A 25,080-nucleotide genomic window follows, 5' to 3' on the forward strand; every position below is an offset into this window, starting at 1 on the left:
ATTGAGCTATTCCGGGAGGTAACAAAAAAGGTTAGGTTACACTAACTTTTAAAACCCTGAAAAGCCGCGATATATAAGGCATTGATGTAGTCCCAAGGGGATCACCATCAGGAGTAAAAAGAAATACTCTTACGTAATTAAACCTTGTAGAAGCTGATTCTACAAGGTTTTTTTGTTTTTAGTGGTAAAGTTGTGAAATGATAAATAAGGATAGAAAAGTGAGCGTTGCGGTTAGCAACAGAATGATTAAATTGTGCTAACCGTCACTGGCTTGTAGTACTTATCTTACAAGTGCAGTGTATTTACGACAAATCAATTTCTTTCACATAAGTTTTAAGATCTAATTCCTTTGTAATGTTAATCGTTCATAACAGAAATTAAGGTGATATTAACAGCTGCAAGGCTTAAGGTTTATAACCCATTAATTCTTCCTGGAAGAGGTCATTAAGAAATCCTGTACCCAATCAGCTTGCACTCGTTGGATTGGAAACTCAAAGGTATCCAGGACATGTCCTAAGAAATCCACTGTCGAATCTGCCTTCTTTTGTTACCTGGAAGCCCAATAGCAAACAAAGTCGAGCACATATTCCCAGCATTAGTAATAGGTAAAATATGTCCGTACAATATTCTCCGAAATGCTTGGTGTTTGCTTTCGTTCTGAACATTGTTTCTTATTCTTGTACTATCTTCTTGTAGTGGTACATCACGGACATAATGATCGGGATTTTCAATACCCCAATAATTTTGCACATATCGGGCTGCATATTTAGCGGTCAGTTTTCCATCCGAAACGTGCCATGCTGTCTCACTTCGTTGTTCATAGCCCTTGGTTTTAGTATTGAATACATCGCAGGTTCTGTCAACACAAATCAGCGTTTTTATAATTACTGAGTGTCCTGCTCCCGATTCGGCAATCGGTCGTTGAAATAAACCTTCTGCTTCTTTTATTGCGAGCAAAGTACAAACGCTCATTCCGCCAGCAGACTCACCGAAAATAGTAACATTATCAGGATCACCACCAAAGTTTACAATATTATCTCGAACCCGTCTTAAAAGATGGATTGGTAGAAAGAAAGGTCTACCCAGTTGTCCCACTAAAAGTTGAATATTGTTTAACTGAGGCTGGCAGATCTTTTATTCCAGTATTGGATATGATGAGGAATTGGGGGCTCACTTTTATAGCTGTAGAAGCTAAAATATAGTATCAAAAAGAGTCCGTTAATCCCAAGAAAATAATAGCTGTTGTTTTCTCAATGCTATCAAGCGATGGCAACAAAGGGGAAACAACCTGTGACAATTAAACTGTTGAAATCATACTTTACTAAAAAGAGAAGGGCATACGGCCTTCTCTTTTTAGTAAAGTATGATTTCCTGTTATTTTTTTATTCTAATAAAAGGCTTTTGTTCCATACCTCATTACTACTTCTCGTATACTTCTCCAGTACTTAGGATTCGTCTATCTATTACAGTCCTATTACAGTCCTATTACAGTCTTACTACATTCTTACTACTGTTACATTACACTCTTACTACACTCCTACTACTCTTTCACTACTCTTTCACCGCACTATGTCTCGTTCAGCCCGGTATACCCACAAATCGGTGACTGAATGTAATGCCATTGGGACTTTTACGTTACCGCTTCTTCCAATCAGCATCGCAACCAGGTTATTTTTCCAGGGTGCTTTTGAAAAAAGTATCTACTTCTTTCACCCATAGTTCCGGCGTTTCCAATGCCGCAAAGTGGCCGCCTTTATCTATGACGGTAAAGCGTTTGACATTTGCTTTTCTTTCTGCCCATTCCCGTGGTGTAGGGGCATCACCAGCGAATATCGCAACCCCGGTGGGGGTATTAACCTTTTGGCCTGAAGCCAGTTGTTGAAAAGCGCCTACGGCATAAGTACGCATAGAAGAGTTAATTGTCTGGCTCACCCAATAGATCATGATATTGGTGAGGAGTTCATCTTTGGTGAAATGATCCTCGATAGCGCCACCCGGTGTACGCCAGGCATTGAATTTTTCAACAATCCAGGAAGCCAGGCCCACAGGGGAGTCATTTAAGCCGAAAGCCTGCGTTTGTGGTTTTGTGGCGTGCAACATGGCATACGCTCCTTCCCGGTACCACCATTGCTGTATAAACTGTCCGAATTCCTGTTCAGCTTTGGACATGGTGCTCCAATCTTCCGTGCCGTTGGGATATCCCACGTCTGACAGGTGGATGGCCGTCACGTTTTCGGGATAAAGATTGGCAATTGATTTGGTGATGCCGCTGCCTACGTCTCCTCCGGCTACCAGGAAGGTTTTATATCCGAGTACCTCTTTCATCAGCGTAGCAAAAATTTTTGCAGAGCCGTCATCCGTCATGGCTACATGACCGGAAAAGCCAAAACCGGGAATGGAAGGTATTACCAGGTTGTAATCGTCTGTTAATAGTGGAATGACTTTGTGAAAGCGATAAAAGCAATCGGGCCATCCGTGCACCAGCAGCAGGGTGGGGGCATTAGGTTTTTTACTTTTAATATGGAGGAAATGAATGGGAAGGCTATCTATTTCCACTGTAAACTGTGGGAACTTGTTAAGAGCGGCTTCCTGGCTGCGCCAGTCGTACCCGTTTTGCCAATAGGCAACGAGGCTTTTGAGAAATTCAGGATCAGTACCATATTTCCAGCCAATGTTTTCAGGTGCATCAGGCCAACGGGTTTGGCGGAGGCGGTTTTGGAGATCGTCCAGTACAACTTGTTGCACATTGATCTTGAAGGGCTTTACAGTAAACATATTGTTGTTTTTTTTGGATTGCGCGTAGGAGGTCATTGCCATCATCGCGATGCTCAGTAAAAGAATAGTTTGTTTCATATCCTGGGTATTTGTTGAAACAAAGTTATAAGTGGGTTGTGACAACAGTGTGTCAGTTGCAATCAGTACGAAAATAAAAAAATACAATAGGTTATATAGACATACCAGTTGTTGACTATGTGGACCAAACCGATCCTGCTGCCATCAAAACCGATGGAAACAGCTACTACATCATTGATGGGATGGGGGTATGTTGCAATGTTTATCCCATTAAAAATGCAGATCCCGAAACGTTTATTGTGTTTTAGAAGATCAAACCGGGCTAATTAACATCGAACAAATCCACCGCTTTCTGATTCCCTTGCGCACATGAATATGTTGTAAAATACAGTATCTGTATATGACTTCCTTCTGATGAGGTTATAATAGCCATTCATGACTACCGAAAAATAACCGCAGTACTATCCCGTATTTTGTTAAGATAAAACAAAACCCTTAAAATGAAAAAGAAAAAGCTGTCTTTAAGTAAAAAGCTATTCGTTCAGAGAGAAATTGTTGCCCCACTTAACAATCAGGAACAGTACCAGTTAATCGGCGGAGGTCCCAGAACTACCTACGGATGCCCTACCTGGTTACCTAATGCAGGTTGTTTTACAGAAACAAATCCTCACGTTCTTTGTAATTAGTCCTTTCGGAGAGGCTGGATTAATCACAATTTTTTTTGCACCAAGGCAACCTGAAAAAGACTTTGACAGGTTGCCTTGGTATGCGTTCTATTGGAGACTACATTATAAGATTGTCAAATTGAAGAATCCTCATGTACAGCCCCTTTGAGATCTGCTCTTCAAACAGGCGCCAGATGACAGCATTTATTTTCCTGACATTGGAGATTATGTTTAACTGAATCACCTCCCTTTTTATTGTTTTAAAAAGATGGCGAGACCTTCAGAGCTACTACTACCACCATTGGAAATGTGCGTAGCAACTCCGTTTTTCCAGTAGGTGATAAAATTACCATCGAAGCCTGCAACATACACTGCACCACCCGAAAGAGCGATGGCATTAGCCCTGGTGTTTCGGGTACCATCCCCCAGATTTTTAACCACCCCATTTTTCCAATACCTGGCAATATTTCCCCTGCTGCCTATATTTTGATAACCGGAAACATATACATTGTTTCCAGAAACAACAATGCCGGTTGCCACATTGTATTCACTACCATCGGTGAGTGATACTGCAATCCCATTCTTCCAATACTTGGCAACAGGGTTGCTTCCGCCATCAGTTGATATGGATTCATACCCGGCTACGTACACATCATTACCCACCACTGCAATTGCATTGGCGTGTGCCGATTTAGTACCATCGGTAAGTGGTACGGCTATGCCATTTTTCCAATATTTAGCCACAAGCCTGCTCCCGTTAAATTCGCCTCCTGATATATACACATCCTTTCCTGACACCACGATGCCGTTTGCATTAGTATGGTGGCCGGTTGTACCGTCCGAGAGATTGGTAGCTACGCCGTTCTTCCAACATTTACCTACTTTGGTACCGTTACTATTTGTTTGGGCTCCTGTAACGTAAACATCATTACCATTTACAGCAATGCCACCTGTCAGTGTATTAAAATCACCAACGGCCAGTTGTGTTGCTACACCATTTTTCCAGTATTGGAGCTTTCTTCCGCCGGCAATATCTTCCCAGCCGGCTACATATACATCATTACCTGCAACGGTTATAGCTGTGGCATAACCACTGGCGGCACCGGTAAGGTTGGTAACAATACCATTTTTCCAGTATTTTGCCGCGCTGCTTTCATAACCTGCTACATATATTTCAGACACAGGTATTTCAGGTTCATCAGGTGGATTGGACGCTGTGTTTTTATCTTTTTTACAGCTGGAAATGCCTATAACAAGGATGGAAAAAGCAATAAGGGTATAACAGGTTAATTTCATTTTTATGCTTTTGATTATATTGATTGTTGAAGATATGGTTTTTCAATTTTGAACTTTTTTTCAATAGCCTTAAATTACTTTATAGCTCATGCATTGAGCAAGATTCATACCAGTAAGGATTTATTTCCTTTGTTTTTCGCGCTGGTGCAGGATGTTGTTGATACATAGCGGGCCCGCGGTGAAAATGTGGAACACCTGAATAAGCCTTCAAATAGCTGGATTTAAAGGTCTGTTCTATTCCTCCATTTCCCAAAATTTTGTTGTTATCTTGCAGTAGATTTATATTGAATATCAAACTGGTTCGGGCACACCAGTAGGTGTATTGGAGTGGTTTGGGCGGATTTTGTGCCTTTGTTCGATTGCAGGTTTTCCATGGCCCGCATAATTGATATAATTAAAATCATCCTATGTTGTACAAACTGTATTTGTTAGCCGGTCTCATTTTACTTGCCGTTTCATTATACATATTGAAACAGTCTGTTGATTTCATCGGCAGAAGTGAACGGGCCATTGGTACCGTTACCTCGCTGGAAGAAATTGATGATGCCTACTCGCCGGTTTTTACTGTAAAGACAAAAGAGAACGGCGAGGTCATTTACCACCATCCAACTTCAAGTAAGCCAGCTAGCTGGGATGTCGGAGAAGAAGCCACCTTTCTGTATGATACTGAAAACCCGCGCTCCGTCAGGATGATGGGTTATTTTTGGCTCTTCAACTGGACGATAATTTCTATGGCCACCGCCATTCCGTTGATTATCGTGGGGGCAGGTTACTATTTTCTTAGCCCGTTGACAAGGTGGCCGGATAAAAGCGATACTTGAAAAGTAAACGAATGTTTCAGGTAATTAAATAGCATTATTATTTAAAGCTAAGCAGATGATCATATATATCATTTTTATAATCGTTGGGGGTTTACTATTTGCTGCCGCATTAGTAGCGCTGAAGAATAAGCTGATATTTGTAAAAGATAACGAGCGTGCTGTGGGCACCGTTGTTCAGCTTGTTGAAAAACAAGATAGTGAGGGTACATTTTATTTTCCTGTTTTCGATATTCCTACCCGTCAGCATGAAATAATTACGTATTGGCATTCGTCGGGTTCTTCACCTGCACAATGGCAGATAGGTGAGACGATTGCATTTATATTCGAGCCTGGTAAGCCGGATACTGTTAGGTTCCTCAACTACTGGGGGATTTTTTGGTGGCCACTGAGCCTGATGGCTGTGGCACTGGATCTTTTAGTGATTGGAGGCGGCTATTTTCTGTTGCGGGGGTATTTTGGCGCTTAAGGTGTCAGGTTGTATTTATAAACAAGTAGCTTAGTACTTTAATAAACGTTGTCCAATAAATGAATCATCAAATTTATCCACCCAGTCAGGACTTAGCAGCACTGGTCGAATGTTATTGGACATTGGAAAGCCCGAAAGAAAAAACACCCGAAAAAAATATCATCGTTCCTGACGGCTGTATGAAAATGATTTTTCACTACGGCGATTTATATAAACAGTACAGCGAAAACGGAAATTGCGATTTCCTGCCGAGATGCTTTGTAATAGGACAACTGACACGACCGCTTGAAGTAGAGCCGACAGGTGAAACAGGTATTTTTTTTGTTCGTTTTCATCCATACGGATTTTTGCCTTTTGCAACCATTCCGATAAAAGAAATGGAAAATACAGCCGTTTCATTGGAAAAGCTGTTTGGAAAGGACGGAAAAGACATCGAAAAGAAGATTTTAACCGCTGGTTCAACTTCTGAAAGAATAGAATTGATGGAAACTTTTTTATTAAGCCGACTGATTGATACCGAAACCATTGACCATATTGTAAAATCAACTGTTGAAACTATTTTAACAGCAAACGGACAGCTGTCCGTTGACGAGCTTTCCAAACAAACCAATATCAACCGCAGACAATTGGTACGCAAATTTTCCTCCACCATTGGTTTAAGTCCGAAACAACTTTCAAAAACCATCAGACTGCAAGCCACACTTAAAATGCTGCTGAATAAGAAGATTACAAGTCTTGTTGCTTTGGCCTATCAGGGCGAGTATTACGACCAGGCACATTTTATTAAAGATTTCAAAGAATTTACCGGACTGACTCCCAAAGAATTTTATGGCGACGACTTAAAAATGTCTTTGATTTTTGACAGAACGGAATAGCCTTGTCCCATTTTTACAATTTTATGTTTCAGGCGCATAATAACTTTGCTACCGAACATAAAATAATTTGATAATGGAAAATCTGATCAATTTCATCGACATTCCTGCAACGGATTTTAGCAGAGCGGTATCTTTCTATAGAGCCATTTTAGGTTTGGAAATCAACGAAACAGAGATGCTCGGTACAAAAATGGGCTTCTTCCCAACTGACGGCACAAACGTGTCAGGAGCAATCGTCCAGGGCAGAGATTACAAACCCTCAACAGATGGAGCTATTGCGTATCTGAATGGTGGCAACGACTTACAAACGGTATTGGACAAAGTAGCACCCAACAACGGAAAGATAATTGTTCCGAAAACACATATCAGCCCCGAAGTAGGATATATCGGAATGTTCATTGACACCGAAGGAAACAAAATGGCTGTCCATTCAATCAACTAGAACAGATGAATACAGCTACCCTGAACTTTCTGAAAAAGTTGGAAAAGAACAATAACCGTGAATGGTTCAATGAGCATAAAACACCCTACACGACAGCCCGCGAAGATGTTATTTCATTTGTTGAAGAACTGATAGGGGAAATGGCCGGATTTGATAAGAAGTTAGGGACAATAGATGCAGGGAAATCGCTTTTCCGCATATATCGCGACACAAGATTTTCCCATAACAAGGAGCCTTATAAAACTAATTTCGGAGCAAATATAGTAACGGGAAAAGGTCCTGAGAAAGCCGGATACTATCTGCATATCCAGCCAGGACAATCCTTTTTGGCGGGAGGTATCTATATGTTGGAAAATGATAAGCTGAAAGAACTTCGGAAAAAGATTTCCAATAATGCCGAAGCGTTTCAAAAGATGCTGAGCGAAGAATGTTTCTGTCGTTATTTCGGCGGGTTGAGCGAAGAGGGCAAATTAAAACGTGTTCCCGCTGGCTTTGAAAAAGAAGATCCGATGGCTGAATACCTGAAACTGAAATGTTTTGTAGCTGTCCGTCCCGTTTCTGATAAAGCGCTTTTGGAAAAAGATGCTTCAAAAAAGTTTGCTGAAATATATAAATCCCTGAAACCTCTCAATGATTTTCTAAATGCACCTTTTTTGTAAGAGGTAGCTTTAGAAAAGAAATCGAACCTCACAACGATACTGTTGTGAGGTTTTTTAGTTAGGCATAGTAATGAATGAAAAATGTTCTACATTCATTTCTTATGCCGGTACCGGCAGTCATAATGCATGAGAAAATCTACTCCACTGAGGTATTTACTTAAAATTAGGAATATCAGATGACCCGGAATAATAAGACAATACTGGAAAAAGCAAACGCAGCTATCACTGAAGGGAACTATGAGGAGTTTCTGTCTTTCTGCACGGAGGACACGGTATGGACATTTGTAGGTGATAGGGTACTACAAGGGAAGGAAGCTGTTCGACAGTATATGGCAACGGCGTATGTGGAGCCTCCAAAGTTCATGGTCGAAAACTTAATCGCGGAAGGCGAATATGTTACTGCAATCGGCCAAATCAGTATGAAGGACGAAGAGGGGATAATGGTCGATTACGCTTACTGTGATGTCTGGCGGTTTCGCGATGGTAAAATGGCCGAATTAAAAGCTTTTGTGATAGAGACTATAACCAGTTAAACGGGGGCGTCATTGCTGTTGAAATACCTCCCTGAACATAAGGTGCTGGCAAAGGCAGCCAGAACCTTTCTGATATCGGCACTATTCCGGAGTAGTAAAGAGTTTTGGGTACAGGGATTAAGACTTCAAAAATATTTCCCGGAAAATCTTCCAAAAATAGTCGTATCTTTTTTAACCATTGTCGTGATGATGAAGAGATACCGTTAGCTCATTTTACACTATACAATCATCAGCTTCCACGGGCAACCTTTCGCGAAATAGAAAGCGGTGGGCATCAATCAGGGAAGAATCTTAATCTGGTAGCAAAAGACATCAAAAACCTATAAATTCATCGGTCTATTTATGAAAATCAAAGCATATGGAATTAAAGAGGAAGGTGGCAAAGCGGAGCCATTTTATTATGAAAGGAATGTTGGTGACAATGAGGTAAGGGTTAAAATTATTTATTGTTCTATTGCAAGAGGGGATGTCCAATTCATAACCAATGATTGGGGTGATACAAAATTTCCGCTTGTTCCGGGACATGAAATTGTAGGAATTGTTGAAGAAACCGGCCCAAATGTAACTACCTTAAATGTGGGCGACCGCGTTGGAATCGGTTATCAGCAGGAGGCTTGTTTTGATTGTGAGTTTTGCAGAGCGGGTAACGAACAATATTGTGCTCAGCAAAAAGTAATTGGTGTGGATTGTTATGGTGGTTTGGCGGAGCAGATTGTTGTGGATAACAGATTTGCATTCAAACTTCCACAGGCACTTAACTCAGCCAATTCGGTTCCTTTGCTTTCATCTGGTCTTACCGTGTATTCAGCCATTATAAGAGCACAGTTGCCAGCCCATTCCGTTGTTGGGGTCCTGGGCGCTGGTGGTCTTGGTCACCTGGCCATCCAGTTTTTAAATAAAATGGGACATGAGGTGTATGCATTTTCTCATTCTCCGGAGAAAAAAGAGATGATTAACCAGTTGGGGGCAGAATTTGTACTTAGCTCAGACGTCAATAACCTTACAACGATTAATAAGAAATTTGATTTTATCCTCTCTACATTAAACGTGCCGTATGATCTGAATCCTTTTTTAAAAATTCTTAAACCACAGGGAAAGTTTTGTGTGGTGGCTACGCCTTTGGAAAAGCAGGCAATTAATCTTGGGTTGCTATATGATTATGCTCAACGAACTATTTATGGAAATTATGTAGGTAGTTGTCAGAACATGATAGACATGCTTGATTTCTCTGTAAAGCATCATATTGAGAGTGCGGTGGATGTTATGCCATTCACTGCAGTGAATGAAGCAATAGAAAAGGTAAGAACAGGAAAAGTTATTCGGTTAATATTGGAAAACTTAGAATAAGATGAATTCACAGGAGAAAGTATTAAGCTGTTATAACCTGGTAGCCGATGACTATGCGGCTGAGCGTTCGGACGAACTGTCCAAAAAGCATTTTGACCGCTTGTTATTGAAGGAATTTGCAGCCGTCAATAAGGGCAAAGGTCTGTGTGCCGACTTTGGCTGTGGTCCTGGGCAAACAACAAAGTTTCTGTATAACAATGGCCTGAAAGACATCTGTGGCATTGATTTGTCACCGGCAATGATCAGCGCTGCCCGGAAGCTTTCCCCTCAAATTAAATTTGAAACGGGGGACTTGTTGAACATTGCTTATCCGTCAGGATATCTTGGAAGTGCGCTTGCATTCTATGCGATAGTCCATTTTACCCATGACCAGATCAGGAAGTGTTTCGAAGAAATAAACAGGGTATTGAAGACGGGGGGAGATTTTTTATTTTCCTTTCACGTAGGAGATGAGGTCGTTCATTTTGACAAAGCTCATGACAAGGAAATTGATGTTGATTTATTCTTTTTTAAGACTGACGATATAATCGCATTACTTGATGGAGCCGGTTTTAAGATAATTGATGCGATAGAAAGGCGTCCGCATGCAGATGTGGAATACCAAAGCAGACGAGGCTATATCTGGGCTAAGAAAAAATAAAGAGAAAGATAGCTGCATGTATTTTTCATCATAACAGCTGCCGGCGGCATTTTCCGAGGCGATTAATTGAGACTGAAAACGCCATTCATAAACTCTTTTATATAGACCACTAACTCTTCTTTGGTGATATTTTCAAGACACTTTGTTGTAATCACAGGCATAAGGGTATGTTCGTCTATTATCTCGAACTCGGCATAGCATTTAACATTATTCGGAGAAAGGTGCCAGTGTTTATTTGTAGAGATGTAAATTAACTTATCCTTTCTTGTAAATCCAATAGCGATCCTGGAAGCATCCCACGCGTCAATAAGCGTAAAGTAATTCTCGCCAAAAATCTCCATGACATAGTTCATTATGTAAATGATGCTTTTATCTTTATTTCGTAAATCTTCCATCTTTCAGCATTTTTTGAGCCGTTGAATTACTTGTTTTATTTCCCCCAAACGGTTCATAATTGGGGGGCGCTACGGCCGTTTTGCGTGGGCTTTTGCAGCGTTGTATGCCGTAAAAGCCCACGCAAAATTACATTTTTATATGATTATTTCCTGCTTCCCATCTCTTTTAACGATCTGAAATACTTAAATTTAGAGTGCCATTTCTCTTTGTAATGCTTAACGGATCATGGTTTTAGGGATTCAACCCTGAAGAATTAACATCAAACACATTTGTTCGGRAAAAATATCTATTAAATACATAATTATTAGTCATGAGAGCAATAGGATTTAAACAATCGTTACCCATATCAGATCCAGAAAGCTTTATAGCGTTTGATACACCGGTTCCATTACCTAAAGACAGGGAACTGCTGATAAAGATTACTGCAATCAGTTTCAATCCGGTAGATTTCAAGATCAGACAGTCTGCCGCTAAAGAGACTATTTTGGATGAGCCGAAGATTATTGGTTGGGATGCCACAGGCGTCGTAGTCGATATCGGCAGTGATGTGTCCCTTTTCAAAGCAGGCGATGAGGTTTATTATGCAGGTGAGATCACCAGGCCGGGATGTAATGCCGAGTTTCAGATTGTTGATGAAAGGATCGTTGGCCTCAAGCCCAAATCCCTGACGGATGTGCAAGCCGCAGCGCTGCCACTTACAGCTATTACCGCATGGGAAATGATTTTTGACCGTATCCGTATATCGCCGGAGAAAGACAAGGGAAAATCTGTACTTATTATCGGTGGAGCAGGTGGTATGGGTTCAATCGCAATTCAACTGGCCAGGCAAATAGCGGGATTAAAAGTGATTACTACAGCATCCCGGCCGGAATCTGTGGAATGGTGTCAACATCTTGGTGCTGATGTGGTGGTGGATCATAAGGACCTTATATCAAACCTGAAAGCGCAGGATATAACCGAAGTTGACTATATCCTGGACCTTATCGACGCCAACGGCTATTGGGATAGTATGGTTCAGTTGATCAAACCGCAAGGACATATTGCTTCAATCACCGGCAACAGCACGCCTGTTCAACTAAATAAATTAAAGACAAAAAGTGCCAGTTTTTCCTGGGAATATATGTATACACGTTCTTTCTTTCAAACGGAAGATATGATTGAGCAACATCATATCCTGAATAGGATAGCCGGGCTGGTTGATAAAGGAGTGATCAGCACTACGGTAAACAAAACTCTTAAAGGATTCACCGTTGAGAATCTGAAGACGGCACATCAGCTCCTGGAAAGTGGCAAAACCATTGGTAAGATCGTTGTGGAGTATTAATATTATCAGTTTACATAAGCTGCACTATTCCAAAATTTGCAAGGCTGTTTACGCAGATTGATTCGCAACAACGGATTACTCTGCTTTACCTGGATGCTTCTCGAAGAAATCACTTTTTTCACCAATAGCCGTTCTGACACAATTCATAATAGATTCGTGCAGATCGGTGCCAGCAGCATGCAGGGGGTCGATAGCCTTTACCAATAATGTTCGCAATGTAAAAAGCTGCTCCCTGTTATATTTTTTCGATTTTTTTACCAATTCCAACTTCATCAGTTGTGCTTGTTGATCGTGTTTGGGATTGAAAATTTCATTTATATGGCTGCATTGGTGGCAGACACCATTTTTGTTGATTAACGCGCACCTGTTTTCAAAAATACCCGTCATTGTATTTCTGGCATCGTTCAACAAGTGTTTTATTACTCCTTCGGTTTTCCCGAGAATGAGACAAATTTCTTTGGTTTGAAAATCGTAAATATCCTTTAGGATCAGTGCGACTTGATTTTCAATGAGTAAGGTCTTTGAGATACATGTGAAACAGAAGTCGATATGTTCTTTCATTTCGTAAGCCCCGGCTGCTGATGTATCGTGTACCTTCCAGAACGCCTGCCTGACTTCCTCTGAACCTATAGCCAGATCGGCCCCCCGATCCTGGGCATCAGGTTGCCATCTTTTCAACTTCCGTAAATGATCGTAGGCCAGGTTGGTGGCTATTTTGAATACCCAGGTTTTCAGAGAAGCCTCCTGGTTAAAGGTTGATATTTTAGTAAATGCTTTGATAAATGTATCATGCGTTAGGTCATCTACATCATTACGATCGGCAAGTAAGCGATACAGATAAGATTTTAGCTGGTTTTGAAATTCGGCGAACAGCATCTGGAATGCATTGATATCGCCGGATATGGCCGATTGGAGAATGTCTTCCCTTTCCATTCATTAATAAATAAAAAGTGAGGTTGCAGTCTTCCATGGGAAGGCCGCAACCTCTAATATACTATAATATGTTCATCTTGCCGCAATCCACATCAACGATATGGCTGTTGAAGGCGATACCAGTTTCAGAGGCAAGGAAAGCAGCGGTTTCGCCTACATGCTTCAATGTTGGACTTGTCTTTAACAGGTCGAACGCCTTGTACTGTGCAATCAACTGCTCCGGAGGTATTCCGAGATGTTTGGCAGAGGACTCAATCCATGCGGAGATCCTCTTCGTTTCCATTAAGGCGCCGGGACAAATACCGATCACCTTTATGCCATCTCCACCCCATTCAGCGGCCATTACCCGCGTTAATCCCTCAATAGCTGCACTGGCCGCAGTGATGCCCGCAACATTAGGTAGTTTGCTCCTGGATAATGCAGCCGTGAGTAATAAGATGGTTCCCCCGGATTGGGTTTGCATCATGTATTTCGCTGCTACCCTCGAAGTAAGGAATTGTGAGCCGCAGATCTTTTCCATAGGGGCCATAAATTGCTTGAAAGTAGCCACTGTTGTGAGTGGGCGGCCTCCCATCTCGTTATAGTCAACCGCTATTCCATTGAATACAACATCTAATTGGCCATTGTCCGAGGCGACCTTTTTTAAGAAGTTGTCTATTTCGGTCTCATTCAATGCGTCCACTTTGGCGGCTTCTGCATTTCCACCATCCGCTTTGATTTCCTGGGCCAATGCCTTTACAGCATCCAGGTTCCTGGCGGTGACATACACCTTTGCCCCGTGCTGGGCGAACGAACGCGAAACTGCTCCCGCAATATCTCCGGATGCAGCAAATACAACGGCTACTTTGTCTTTTAGATAGATCATTTTATTGAGTTTATCTTTTGACGAATTAGCCTTGCAAAACGATCGGTTTTTTGGAAAAAAAAAAGATCAATATCCCGTAATATGTTGATTGTAAATGATTTTGGTGCAGGCTACAGTTGGTACAGAATACGATTTTGCCACTTATTTACCTGCTGCTACTTATTTGCTGCAGTTATGGTTTTAATAAATAAGAGGGCGTCAAAATCTGCACCTGGTATCATAGGAAAGGCACTGCTTATCGTTCAGGAAATTTACCCCACCTTACCGCGTAAAGGCTTGAAACTAATAGCGCCGGAAATACCTGGATATGCCTTGTGTAAAAGGTGTTATACTTAGAAGTCCTGTTTTGTATCGAATAATATTTTTAATGAAATGTAATTTATCTTTCCTCAAACCCACTGATATCTACATAATATTTACGTGGATTATTTCGATCTACATACACGTCTATTTTTTTATCTTGTCCAATTAGTGGGGTGGGATCAGACCAGATAAAACCACTTTTGAAATTACTGATATTTCCGGTGAGTGAATCTTTCCCTTCACACCGGATAAAAAAAGGATGGCGGTTATTCACAGAAACAGATCGGTTGATATCTACTGATACAATATCCGCATGCATCAGGAACCCTGATTGTTTTAGCTGTTCATGGCGGGAGTGGCTGATCTTTCTCACAACGAAATAACCCAGACCAAGCACACTAAATATGAATCCAAGGCCTCCTGTTATCAGGCTGCCAAAATATTGTTGCCAACCGGCTATTTCTGCACTGTCCGGATTCTTGGGGTCATAGTACATGGCAACGGTTTCGCCTATTTTGTAACCAGCAGGTTTGGAAGAAAAGGAGGAAATATAACGATGCTTAACACCATTAGCGTCATCATAGGTAACGACAGGAGAAAAAGTACGGTCGCTTTTCGCCAGCAGATCAACTACAGTTCCTGTAGTTTTTACTGCGGTCTTATTATATTTTGCAGTGTTATACCAGATAACCAGGCTAATGCCCAGGAGCAATAGTCCTACTGCCAAAAAGATACTGAAAGTGATAGATACCGACCTGCGTTTCATTGGGGTAAGCGATTGATTAAGTGCACAATATAAGAAAATTGAGTAGATAAGTACAGGTGTGTTTTTGTGAGCGGTTTTCAAAAAAGGAGCTGAGCGATTTGCCGCCGGTAGCATCATGCAGAAAGCTTTTTTGCAGGAAAGCTATTTTACTGAGAATCTTTTCCCGGTATCAATCATTTCTCCGTTCAGATAAAAGTGTACATGTAAATGGGGGCTGTTATTTAAAAGTTGGCCGTCTTGATAACTTAAACATATTAAAATAATGTATGTTTGCGATAAATTTTACCACTATGAAAAACAAAATTCTATTTGTCGTGTGCCTTCTATTTGGCCTGATGTTCATTAATGCCGGGCTCAATAAGTTTTTTAACTACATGCCAATGCCCAAAGACATGCCGGAAAGCCTGATGAAATTAATGGGCGCCTTTATGAGTATCAGCTGGCTGATGCCACTCGTAGGCACGGTTGAAGTGGTAGGTGGTGCGCTTTTTATTATGCAGAAAACCAGGGCGCTCGGTGCCATCGTTATCCTCCCCGTGATGGTGGGAGTTTTGCTGACTAATCTGATCAATGCACCATCAGGTTTACCCATTGCGTTGGTGCTTTTCGTCATTAACATTTGGGTGATTATTGAAAATCGGGAGAAGTACCTGCCGATGGTAAGATAGGTTGACTAAGGAGGAGGCAATAACATTGTGCTCATCGTATGAATATACAAAAGCGGGTGGCTTGTTATTAACAAGCCACCCGCTTTTGTATTAATGCTTTAGGTATATAATCTCCACGTGATTGGCGGAGTCGATCTCAGGATTATCTATTGACTTCACATAATTTACGATGGCAGTGGTCACCTTATCACAAYCAATTATCTGGCAGGACATAAGCGGTTTTCAAAATAGCCTCTCACGCAGGTATAAGTATAGGCGTTGTTGGTTCGATGTTGTATGGAAACCTCCTCAAATACACTGTCGGCGCCATTCATTTTTATAAATAAATTCATCTTCCTGATTTCATTTCCATTGTTGCAGATGCCTCTGACAATCTTTAGTCCTGGGTGTAATTTTTTCTTTTCGCTACTGTCATTTTTAAAGGAGGCTGACAGGCATACCAAAGGAAGAAGGAATAGGCTTTTTTCATGTTCATTTTTTAAGATAATTATTTGATAGTGATCATAGAGACTACCGGGTTGTCAGACTTTTTATATTCTTCAAAGACGTTTGAGAATTTTCTGAATCTTGCAAAACTATTTTGGTCTTTAAGAATGTTGATAGAATAATAGTAAACAGCCATTTGCCGGGTCTTATTAAATATAGAATTTATTTAATGAAATTCATGAGTTATAATGTATCCTGTAAAGGAAACGATAAGGGAATACATGTAAATCAATTGTTAATCCGTTTTCCTTAACCATGAATTACTCAGTTAATGCGTATTAACTGATAAGTTTGAACATCTTTTATACGTATTAAAACAAGGTCTGGAAAATGAAGTACTTTGCCCGCAAACTTATACCTATCCTATACAAGAAAAGTTTATTCCCCAATTTGTTAAGGCAATTGTGTAATTGTCGCTTAAAACTTTGATCAATCCGGAAAAATATTTAAGTTTACAGCTACCGGAATAAAGTAGGTATACCCCTGATCAACAGTAACCACCAAATTGTACCCTTACTACAGACTAACATTTTACTGCTCACCACAATCCTATATTATGTTTTTTAATAAGAAAAATAAACTGATCAAGCAAAGAGAAGAGGAGTTATCTATTGCACAATCAGAAATCAATTTACTGAAAGAAAAGTATGCCGGTATAATTGATATAGATGCTGCCATTGCGGCTAAAAGGAATGAAATTCAGCAGTACGATATAAAATTGAATGAATTAAACGCAAAGTTCCAACAGGCATTGGGTATTCACGCCCAGCTGGAGCAGGAAGTAAATCTTTACAGGGATACATTGGAGATAGGTTCGTTTGGACTTTACATTCCTCAGTTTAACCTGGAAACTTCTGAAGCATATAAGCTAAAACTTGAGAATAATTATGCCCGGCAGAAAGATCTTATCAGAAAGGACCAGGCAGCCATTTGTAGCACGGAATGGACGGTAGGCGGAAGTAAAGCAGAGGGGAAGAAGATGACCAATCAGCTGAAAAAACTAATGCTCTTTGCTTTTAACGGTGAATGTGATGGTCTCATGGCAAAAGTGAAATGGAATAATGCGATGAAGACAAAAGAGAAGATTTTAAAATCTTATGAAAGCATTAATAAGCTGGGTGTAACCCAACAGGTGTCCATTGCTAATAATTTCCTGAATTTAAAACTCGATGAACTGGCACTGACCTACGAATACGAAGAAAAGAAGTATGAGGAGAAAGAAGAGCAACGGCGTATCAGAGAGCAAATGAGAGACGAAGAGCGCGTACAGAAAGAGCTGGAAAGAGCACAAAAAGATGCTGCTGAAGAGGAATCCAGGTATCAGTCGGCACTTGACAAAGCCCGGCAGGAGCTTTCGCGGAGTACCACCGCCAACGTTGATATTCTCACAGAGAAAGTAAAAATACTGGAAGAAAGGCTACAGAGTGCGCATGAAAGAAAAGAGCGCGCCATCGCTTTGGCACAACTTACCAAAGTTGGCCACATCTATATTATATCCAATCTGGGTTCTTTTGGGGAAGATATATACAAAATCGGGATGACAAGAAGATTGGATCCCCTGGACAGGGTGAAGGAACTGGGAGATGCTTCCGTACCTTTTCAATTTGATGTACATGCCATTATCTACTCTGAAAATGCACCACAGTTGGAGAATGCACTGCATAAATATTTTCATGAACGGAGATTAAACCGGATTAATCATAAGAAAGAGTTTTTCAGGGTAACATTGACGGAGATAGAACAATTTGTACTGCAGCAGACCAATGCAGAAATCCAGTTTACAAAGGTGGCAGAAGCCAGAGAGTATAGGGAAACCATGACCATGCTGGAGCAATTTAACAAATCCGTTTTGGCAGTATCCGAAGAAGAACGTAAATACCCTGCCTCCCTGATATAGGAAGCAGGGAGTTCATCTTATTTTACGTATCTTAAGGAATCAGTTAACTCTATGTTCAAATCCTGTTTACAATCCTATATACGCTGTGTAATTATTTTTTATTGCATACTCTTAGGAGATCCCGTCTTATCCCAGACACCGCCGCCACCATTACCGGTTATCAGTGGCTTTGCGCCAACGCCTGTCTGCCAGGGACAGCCCGTAGTCATCACGGGAAGCAACTTCACTGGTGCTACAAACGTAAAATTGGGGAGTGACGATGCTGTTTCTTTCACAGTGAACAGTGCCACCACTATCACCGCCATTGTTGCTGATCAGGCTGCGACCGGGAAAATTACTGTCACTACACCTGATGGGACGGCTCTTAGCAACACAGATTTGACCATCTTGTCAGTGCCTAAACCAGCATTGACAGATAAGGCAACAGATCCTTTTACCAATTGTAATGGCAATGCTACGTATAATCTTAATGTTATTAATAGTTCTGTAGTAGCCGGCAACGGTAATCAATATACTATTGACTGGGGGGACAATACCCCCTTCTTTATGCAAACAGACTGGCCGGTAAACGGACAGATGACGCATACTTATGCAGCGCAGGGGTATTTTCAGATTACCATGACGATCAAATCTTCCAATGGCTGTAGCAGAAGTGTAGGTTATCGGTTTTACAACGGACAGAATCCATTAGCCAGCTTCACTACATCTACCTCTACCACAGGACTATGTGCTCCTGTATCAGTTGAATTTCAGATTGGTAACTGGTTTGGCAATTCTCCCGGGACTACCTATGAAGTTGACTTTGGCGATGGTACTCCACCTGTTGTTTTACAACATCCGCTGAGCCCAACAAATAGTATTCGTCTATTAAGCCATCAATACACCAAATCATCCTGTCCTCAAATTGACTTCACGGCCACACTGAGAGTCATTAATGGATGTTATACTACTACCTATACGCTGAATCAGATTGTGGTGAGAATGAAGCCTGTTGCTGATTTTGACACAGATCCTACCGCGCCCTGTTTAAATCTTCCTGTTTGTTTTACTAATAAAACAGTGAATGGGTCCAGTGGTAAGAGTTGCAGCACAGTGAGTAATTTTACATGGGATTTTGGTGATGGTACTACTTCCAATAGCGAGAATCCCCCTTGCCATACCTATGCAGCAGCCAGGACTTATACCGTAACCTTAACAGCGTCTAACGCCACCTGTGGCAGTGATGTTAGAACAAAACAGGTAGTGGTAAGTCCACCGTCTCCATCACCCGTGGCGGGTCCTCCTGTATTTTATTGCCAGGGAGAAACCGCTGTTCCACTGGTGGCAACAGGAGTGGGGTTATTGTGGTATATATCGGCAACAGGTGGTGTCGGATCTCCACTGGCGCCTATACCTTCCACCAATAGCCCAGGTATCTTTCTATATTATGTAAGTCAAACCTTTACCAATAGCTGTGAAAGCATAAGAATACCAGTGAGTGTAACAGTAAAAGCGCGTCCTCCCGCACCCACTGTGGCTACACCTGTGCAGTATTGTCAGCATCAGGTAGCTACACCATTAACCGCCACGGGAACAGGCTTGTTATGGTACACAAATCAAACTGGTGGTACAGGTATTACTACAGCACCAATACCATCTACGACTACCATTGGTACTACTACTTATTACGTGAGTCAAACTGTTAATGGTTGTGAAGGTCCGAGAGCTGCCATATTGGTAGCGGTTAATTCATTGGCACAGGCACCTACGGTAACTACGCCGATTGGTTATTGCCAGTATCAGTCCGCAACTCCATTAACCGCTGTTGGAAACAATTTATTGTGGTACTCCAATGCTTCCGGTGGTATTGGTTCGCCCACTGCACCTACACCATCAACGGCCAGTGCCGGCAGTACTATCTACTATGTAAGTGAAGTAACCGGTTGTGGTGAGGGACCGAGAGCAGCGATTACCGTAAACGTCAGTTCTGCTCCTTCTGCGTCTATATCCTATCAGCCTGCCAACCTGTGTAATATGACTAATACGCCGGCTGCGCCGAATCCTCCTGTACCAGTTGTACATACCGGCACGGCAGGCGGCAGTTATTCCATCACTCCGGCAAACGGGTTACCCATCAATGCCACCACCGGAGAAATTAATCCTGCTGGTGCAGTAGCAGGCGTTTATACAATAGCATATACAATTCAGAGTGCAGGTGCCTGTCCGGTTTATAAGGCCACCACTACAGTTACGGTAAACGGTACGCCAACAGCTACAATTGCCTACCCGGCGATTTGTACTTCAGATGCTGCTACGAGGGTAATGCTCACCGGGACCGCGGGCGGAGCTTTTACCAGTACCACGGGGTTAATCATAGATCCGTTAACAGGTATTATTTCACCTGCTACCAGTACACCAGGTACTTATACAGTGACCTATGCGATTGCTCCTGCTGCTCCTTGCCCAGGCTTTACCACCACCACATCAGTTACTATTACACTTGCGCCATCGGCTACTATTGGTTATCCTGTGGCGAACGTATGTAATACGTTAAATACGCCAGCTACTCCCAATTTACCTGTAGGAGCAGTGCTTACGGGCACAAGGAATGGTGTTTATTCCATTGCCCCGGCAACGGGATTACCGATCAATATAACTACCGGAGAAATTAATCCTTCTGGTGCTGCTGCAGGTAAGTATACCATTACCTATACTGTTCCTGGCGCAGGTGGTTGCGCAAATTATAGCACCACTGCCACCATGGTAGTAAACAGTATTCCGACTGCAACTATTAGTTACGCAGGATCTCCGTATTGTGGTAGTAGCGTTGTTTCGCAACCAGTATCCCTATCTGGTACAACAGGAGGGCGTTTTACCAGCAGTACAGGATTATCCATCAATGCTACAACCGGAGAAATTAATCCGGCAGGCAGTACTCCCGGGGTTTATACTGTTACATATACCATTGCCGCGGCCCCACCTTGTCCGGGATATGTAGCCACCACCGGTGTAACGATCACAGCTAGTCCGGTAGTAACTTTTCCTGTAACATCTCAATCTATTTGTTCTGGTGAAACGGCCCTGTTTAAGCCTTCTTCCACAGTGGCTAATGCTATTTATAACTGGAGCGTTGTTGGACCATTGCCTGCAAATGTCACCGGTATTACTACTGGTTCCTCGTCTGATCCTAATGCGGTAATATCTTTATCTTTTACAAATAGGGGGATTGCCAGTCAATCGCTCACAGTAAGGGTAACACCTGTCAACCCTGGTTTGCAACCCTGTCCCGGTACATCAACTGATATCGTGTTGATCGTGCATCCCGCCACACCGGCGCCGGTAACCACTAATACTGATCTGTGTATGGGTACGCCCGCAACTGCCTTAATAGTAAACCCTTTACCCGGAACAACAATTAAGTGGTATAATGGCAATGGCGTGTTGTTAAACCGCGCGCCTGTCATTAACACGAATCTTGCCGGTCAGTGGGTATACTACGTTAGTCAGACCAACATCTACGGATGTGAAAGTCCAAGAGCCCCCATCACGGCTACGGTTCACCCTACGGCTAAAATAGTGAGTGCGGCCTATAATAATCCTGTTGCATGCGGCATTCCATCTGGTGCTATTACCTTACAGGTGTTGGACCTTAATAATGCTGCTATGCCTAATGTGCCGGTGGTGGTGCATTACAATAAATTTCAAATTGCCCTTACTTTTTCTACCAATACAAATGCTTCGGGAAGGATGACGATACCATTGACAGCAGGCACTTATTCCGGCATATTTGTAGAAACAGCAGGTGGTTGCCTCTCGCAAAAAATTCCAGATATATTTATACTGAAAGATCCTACGCCGCCTTTAAAACCGGTGGCAGGATATAATCCTCCGTTGTGTAGTGGACAAGCGCTTACATTGACCGCACTCTCTTCCGGCAATAATCAGCCAGGAACTATTGAATATGTTTGGGCGGGCCCGGCATTTGGATCTTCGGCAGATACTGTCAGCGATGCAGTTGTTTCATTTCCATCTGCTGCAATGAAGGATGCAGGCACCTATGTGGTGTATGCTACGCAAAACAATTGTATTTCGCCGCCTGTCAGTTTTGATGTGGTGATTCAGCAAGCACCCGCCAAACCAGTGCTCTCCGTAAGAACGCCGTTATGTGTGGGTGATGACCTGGTGTTGCAGGCGTATAGTTCCATTCCGGGAAATGCCGCCCTGAATTATTTATGGAAAGGGCCGGGAACCGGATTTCCCGTGAATGGTCCTAATGCCGGAATTAATAAGGTAAATATTAAGGATGCGGGGATATATGCTGTCACTGTTACCTCTTCCCAAACAGGTTGCAGCACAACTACAGATACCCTGATACAGATTGGTGGATATCCTTTGGTAGCATTTGCAAAGGATACCATGACATTGCCTACCGGTTATCGTTTAAACCTGGCGCCTGTAATCACCAATGCAGCTGCACCTGGAATTTTGCCGATACAAGGTTATACCTGGACACCGTCACAGGACCTTACCTGTAATGACGCTACCTGTGCTTCTCCTGTTGCCATCATCAAGAATAACATTTGCTATAAGGTAGATGTCACCAATATATATGGCTGTAAAGGAAGCGCGGATATTTGCATCAATGTATTTTGCCAGAATTCCCAGGTATTTGTTCCCAATGCATTCGTTCCTAATGGTAATGTACCGGAAAATAGAAAGCTAATCGTGCGGGCAACCGGTATTTCGTCTGTGAAATCTTTCCGGGTATTTAACCGTTGGGGACGCATTATGTTTGAGCGCAATAATTTCCCTCCCAACAGTGCTGATTACGGCTGGGATGGTATGGTGAATGGAAAGCCGGCCGATACAGGGGTATACATTTACACGGTGGACGTTATCTGTGAGAACGGAGTACCCTATTCCTTTAAGGGAAATGTTACATTATTCTAAATGACTTATTTATGAAAGGGTATTATAAAATATTTTTCATACTGGTTGCTGCTTGCCTGGTGGTGACGAAAAGCTTTTCACAGGATGTTGGCTTTTCGCAATTCTATGATCAGCCACTTTTGCGCAATCCCGCATTGGCTGGGATTTTCACCGGAGATATACGGGTAACTGCCTCTTACAGGAATCAATGGCAAAGTGTAACAGTGCCGTACAGAACCTTTGGATTAAGCACGGAAGTAAAATTTCCTGTAAATATCACCAGTGATGATAACCTTACTGTAGGGCTGCAGTTGCTCAGAGATGTAGCCGGTACTTCTCAGTTTAGTACTACCCAGATATTGCCTGCCATTAATTATAGTTTACCATTGAGCAGCCAGCGAAACTCTTATTTATCACTTGCCTTTATGGGTGGTTCGATGCAACAACGATTTGATCCCACAAAGCTGGTACTGAACGATCAGTTTATTCCAGGCAGTAACGGGACTTTCAGTGTGCTGCCGTATTCACGCCAGACTTTTGATAACACGAGCGTGAACTATTTTGACCTGTCTACCGGTTTAAGCTACAATGGTGTAATGAAAGAAGACATAGATTATTTTGTGGGAGTAGGGCTATTTCATATTACAAAGCCGAAGGTGGGGTTTTTCCAGAGCAATACCATCGTATTGAACAGAAAGCTGGCATTCAACGCCGGGCTATCTGCGCCCACCAGTGAAACGGACCGGTTCATTTTTTATGCGGATTACTTCCGGCAATTTGCAGAACATTTAACGCCCGTAAATATCAGCACGCTGCAGGTGGGTGCTATGCTGAGTAGGGATCTTTTTATGGGTGGGGGAGAGCAAACCATTACCGGTGGGATTTTGTACCGGATGAATGACGCCATTATCCCGGTTATTCAGCTGCAGCAAGCTAAATTTATGCTTGGTATCAGTTATGATATAAATATTGATAAACTGGCCGCTGCGGCCCAGCATCGTGGGGGCTTTGAACTGGTTTTATCTTACAGAGATTTCCTTAATAACCGTAAGAGCGAGCGGAGACAATCGTTATGCCCCAGGTTTCCCATGTAAAAACAATCTGGCGTTGATGGAGCATCACTTTTTTCAGCAATACTGCCTTCTATACTCCGTAGGACTTACGCCCTTTAATTTCTTAAAGGACCTGTTTAAATGACTTTCATCTACAAAGTTAAATTCAAAAGCAATTTCTCCGATCCGCATATCGCTGTGCAATAACCTGGATTCCACCAGCCGCAGCTTATAGGAGGTTAAATATTGCTGCAAAGTTTCTCCTGTTTGCTTTTTGAAATATCGCCCCATATAACTTAATGAAATGCCAAAATGCCGGCTGATCTCCGCAGCTTTTAGTTTGGATGGATCGAAGATGTTTTCCTGGATATAATGCAATATATCCAATACTATTTCTCCTGTATTTTCCTTTATATTTTTAGGGAGCTTCAACGCAATATTTCTTGCTACAATAGTAATAATGGCATTTACAATTTGTTCTATTATTTTTTTATGATAAAGTTGCTGATGATTGTTTTCCTGTATGATGCTTGCCACCAGGGAGGCAATCAGTGGCTTGTCTACCTGGTTTTTCAGGATGCATCCGGGACGGTGGCTGGCATTCTGAAGAATAAATTCCATTCGCTGTATCGTATCTTTTTCGTGACCGGATTTCGTCTTCACATAATATTCATTGAAACGAAGAAAGAAAAACCGGGTAGCCGTTGTGATCTCAAAGGAATGAATATCCTGTGGTGTTAACAGAAACAAATTGCCTGCTTTATAATTGAACTTATGTTGGTTAATGTATTGGATGCCGGTACCACTAAAAATGTAGATTAATTCAAAGTAACTATTGTGCCTGGAGCCTTTGGGGTATTGGTCCAGGGTAGCGAATTCAATCTCAAAAGGCAAATGTAAACTCTCTTTTTTCATGTTCTGAAAGTACTGATTAAGTGAAAAAAT

Annotated in this window: 24 protein-coding genes; 15 read left to right on the plus strand and 9 right to left on the minus strand. The window is 42.0% G+C overall.

Features of this window, described 5'->3' with window-relative positions; translation table 11 throughout:
• Positions 1 to 513 precede the first annotated feature (513 nt).
• Positions 514 to 1,095, minus strand: coding sequence for a carboxylesterase family protein (locus AB4Z08_RS25415; RefSeq protein WP_441576586.1), 582 nt, complete (start codon positions 1,093 to 1,095; stop codon positions 514 to 516).
• On the opposite strand from AB4Z08_RS25415, the gene AB4Z08_RS25420 reads away from it, so the two are divergent.
• Positions 1,062 to 1,202 (plus strand): winged helix-turn-helix transcriptional regulator, encoded by a 141-nt coding sequence (locus AB4Z08_RS25420; RefSeq protein WP_441576587.1) that lies wholly within the window; start codon positions 1,062 to 1,064, stop codon positions 1,200 to 1,202. The two genes, AB4Z08_RS25415 and AB4Z08_RS25420, sit on opposite strands and share 34 nt — an antisense overlap.
• Positions 1,203 to 1,668: 466 nt before the next feature.
• On the opposite strand, the gene AB4Z08_RS25425 is transcribed toward AB4Z08_RS25420, so the two are convergent.
• Complete coding sequence (locus tag AB4Z08_RS25425; protein ID WP_441576588.1) at positions 1,669 to 2,853, minus strand: epoxide hydrolase family protein; 1,185 nt, start codon at positions 2,851 to 2,853, stop codon at positions 1,669 to 1,671.
• Positions 2,854 to 3,293: 440 nt separating this feature from the next.
• Between AB4Z08_RS25425 and AB4Z08_RS25430 the strand changes: the two genes are divergently transcribed.
• Positions 3,294 to 3,479 (plus strand): class I lanthipeptide, encoded by a 186-nt coding sequence (locus AB4Z08_RS25430; protein WP_441576589.1) that lies wholly within the window; start codon positions 3,294 to 3,296, stop codon positions 3,477 to 3,479.
• Positions 3,480 to 3,710: 231 nt separating this feature from the next.
• On the opposite strand, the gene AB4Z08_RS25435 is transcribed toward AB4Z08_RS25430, so the two are convergent.
• Positions 3,711 to 4,754, minus strand: a complete 1,044-nt coding sequence (locus AB4Z08_RS25435; RefSeq protein ID WP_441576590.1) for a hypothetical protein — start codon at positions 4,752 to 4,754, stop codon at positions 3,711 to 3,713.
• Between the two features lie 407 nt (positions 4,755 to 5,161).
• Here AB4Z08_RS25435 and AB4Z08_RS25440 point away from each other — a divergent pair, with 407 nt between their 5' ends.
• The 8 genes from AB4Z08_RS25440 (at position 5,162) to AB4Z08_RS25475 (ending at position 10,537) form a co-directional block, all read left to right on the plus strand.
• Positions 5,162 to 5,575 carry a hypothetical protein gene (locus AB4Z08_RS25440; protein WP_441576591.1) on the plus strand — a complete coding sequence of 138 codons (414 nt, stop codon included), beginning with the start codon at positions 5,162 to 5,164 and terminating at the stop codon, positions 5,573 to 5,575.
• 55 nt (positions 5,576 to 5,630) lie between these two features.
• Positions 5,631 to 6,041 carry a hypothetical protein gene (locus AB4Z08_RS25445; RefSeq protein WP_441576592.1) on the plus strand — a complete coding sequence of 137 codons (411 nt, stop codon included), beginning with the start codon at positions 5,631 to 5,633 and terminating at the stop codon, positions 6,039 to 6,041.
• Positions 6,042 to 6,100: 59 nt separating this feature from the next.
• Positions 6,101 to 6,916, plus strand: a complete 816-nt coding sequence (locus tag AB4Z08_RS25450) for a DUF6597 domain-containing transcriptional factor (RefSeq protein ID WP_441576593.1) — start codon at positions 6,101 to 6,103, stop codon at positions 6,914 to 6,916.
• A gap of 73 nt (positions 6,917 to 6,989) precedes the next feature.
• Entirely contained in the window at positions 6,990 to 7,358 is a 369-nt protein-coding gene (locus tag AB4Z08_RS25455; RefSeq protein ID WP_441576594.1) for a VOC family protein, read from the plus strand.
• A gap of 5 nt (positions 7,359 to 7,363) precedes the next feature.
• A complete protein-coding gene (locus AB4Z08_RS25460; protein ID WP_441576595.1) occupies positions 7,364 to 8,017 on the plus strand; it encodes a DUF2461 domain-containing protein in 654 nt (217 codons plus the stop codon).
• Positions 8,018 to 8,193: 176 nt separating this feature from the next.
• On the plus strand, positions 8,194 to 8,550 hold the full coding sequence (locus tag AB4Z08_RS25465; protein WP_441576596.1) for a nuclear transport factor 2 family protein: 357 nt from the start codon (positions 8,194 to 8,196) through the stop codon (positions 8,548 to 8,550).
• 342 nt (positions 8,551 to 8,892) lie between these two features.
• Positions 8,893 to 9,897 carry an NAD(P)-dependent alcohol dehydrogenase gene (locus tag AB4Z08_RS25470; protein ID WP_441576597.1) on the plus strand — a complete coding sequence of 335 codons (1,005 nt, stop codon included), beginning with the start codon at positions 8,893 to 8,895 and terminating at the stop codon, positions 9,895 to 9,897.
• 1 nt (position 9,898) lies between these two features.
• Positions 9,899 to 10,537, plus strand: a complete 639-nt coding sequence (locus AB4Z08_RS25475; protein ID WP_441576598.1) for a class I SAM-dependent methyltransferase — start codon at positions 9,899 to 9,901, stop codon at positions 10,535 to 10,537.
• Between the two features lie 62 nt (positions 10,538 to 10,599).
• Here AB4Z08_RS25475 and AB4Z08_RS25480 read toward each other — a convergent pair whose 3' ends face one another.
• A complete protein-coding gene (locus AB4Z08_RS25480; protein WP_441576599.1) occupies positions 10,600 to 10,932 on the minus strand; it encodes a hypothetical protein in 333 nt (110 codons plus the stop codon).
• Between the two features lie 311 nt (positions 10,933 to 11,243).
• Here AB4Z08_RS25480 and AB4Z08_RS25485 point away from each other — a divergent pair, with 311 nt between their 5' ends.
• Positions 11,244 to 12,257: a zinc-binding alcohol dehydrogenase family protein gene (locus AB4Z08_RS25485; RefSeq protein WP_441576600.1), complete on the plus strand. Its 1,014-nt coding sequence runs from the start codon at positions 11,244 to 11,246 to the stop codon at positions 12,255 to 12,257.
• Between the two features lie 75 nt (positions 12,258 to 12,332).
• Here the strand turns inward: AB4Z08_RS25485 and AB4Z08_RS25490 are convergent, their stop codons facing one another.
• The 3 genes from AB4Z08_RS25490 to AB4Z08_RS25500 form a co-directional block, all read right to left on the minus strand.
• On the minus strand, positions 12,333 to 13,190 hold the full coding sequence (locus AB4Z08_RS25490; protein WP_441576601.1) for an RNA polymerase sigma factor: 858 nt from the start codon (positions 13,188 to 13,190) through the stop codon (positions 12,333 to 12,335).
• Positions 13,191 to 13,251: 61 nt separating this feature from the next.
• The gene (locus AB4Z08_RS25495; protein WP_441576602.1) at positions 13,252 to 14,055 is read right to left on the minus strand and encodes an SDR family NAD(P)-dependent oxidoreductase; all 804 of its coding nucleotides are present in this window, start codon (positions 14,053 to 14,055) and stop codon (positions 13,252 to 13,254) included.
• A gap of 379 nt (positions 14,056 to 14,434) precedes the next feature.
• Entirely contained in the window at positions 14,435 to 15,124 is a 690-nt protein-coding gene (locus AB4Z08_RS25500) for a DUF3592 domain-containing protein (protein WP_441576603.1), read from the minus strand.
• A gap of 290 nt (positions 15,125 to 15,414) precedes the next feature.
• Between AB4Z08_RS25500 and AB4Z08_RS25505 the strand changes: the two genes are divergently transcribed.
• On the plus strand, positions 15,415 to 15,792 hold the full coding sequence (locus AB4Z08_RS25505) for a MauE/DoxX family redox-associated membrane protein (protein WP_441576604.1): 378 nt from the start codon (positions 15,415 to 15,417) through the stop codon (positions 15,790 to 15,792).
• 197 nt (positions 15,793 to 15,989) lie between these two features.
• Here the strand turns inward: AB4Z08_RS25505 and AB4Z08_RS25510 are convergent, their stop codons facing one another.
• Complete coding sequence (locus AB4Z08_RS25510; protein ID WP_441576605.1) at positions 15,990 to 16,124, minus strand: hypothetical protein; 135 nt, start codon at positions 16,122 to 16,124, stop codon at positions 15,990 to 15,992.
• Positions 16,125 to 16,834: 710 nt separating this feature from the next.
• On the opposite strand from AB4Z08_RS25510, the gene AB4Z08_RS25515 reads away from it, so the two are divergent.
• The 3 genes from AB4Z08_RS25515 to AB4Z08_RS25525 are packed head-to-tail and all read left to right on the plus strand — an operon-like array spanning position 16,835 to position 24,177.
• Positions 16,835 to 18,175: a DUF4041 domain-containing protein gene (locus tag AB4Z08_RS25515; RefSeq protein WP_441576606.1), complete on the plus strand. Its 1,341-nt coding sequence runs from the start codon at positions 16,835 to 16,837 to the stop codon at positions 18,173 to 18,175.
• Positions 18,176 to 18,226: 51 nt separating this feature from the next.
• Positions 18,227 to 23,104 carry a PKD domain-containing protein gene (locus AB4Z08_RS25520; protein ID WP_441576607.1) on the plus strand — a complete coding sequence of 1,626 codons (4,878 nt, stop codon included), beginning with the start codon at positions 18,227 to 18,229 and terminating at the stop codon, positions 23,102 to 23,104.
• Between the two features lie 11 nt (positions 23,105 to 23,115).
• Positions 23,116 to 24,177 (plus strand): PorP/SprF family type IX secretion system membrane protein, encoded by a 1,062-nt coding sequence (locus AB4Z08_RS25525; protein ID WP_441576608.1) that lies wholly within the window; start codon positions 23,116 to 23,118, stop codon positions 24,175 to 24,177.
• Positions 24,178 to 24,210: 33 nt separating this feature from the next.
• Here AB4Z08_RS25525 and AB4Z08_RS25530 read toward each other — a convergent pair whose 3' ends face one another.
• Entirely contained in the window at positions 24,211 to 25,050 is an 840-nt protein-coding gene (locus AB4Z08_RS25530; protein ID WP_441576609.1) for a helix-turn-helix domain-containing protein, read from the minus strand.
• Between the last annotated feature and the right edge of the window lie 30 nt (positions 25,051 to 25,080).

It is taken from the genome of Chitinophaga sp. RAB17, from assembly GCF_052114225.1.
Taxonomy (GTDB): domain Bacteria; phylum Bacteroidota; class Bacteroidia; order Chitinophagales; family Chitinophagaceae; genus Chitinophaga.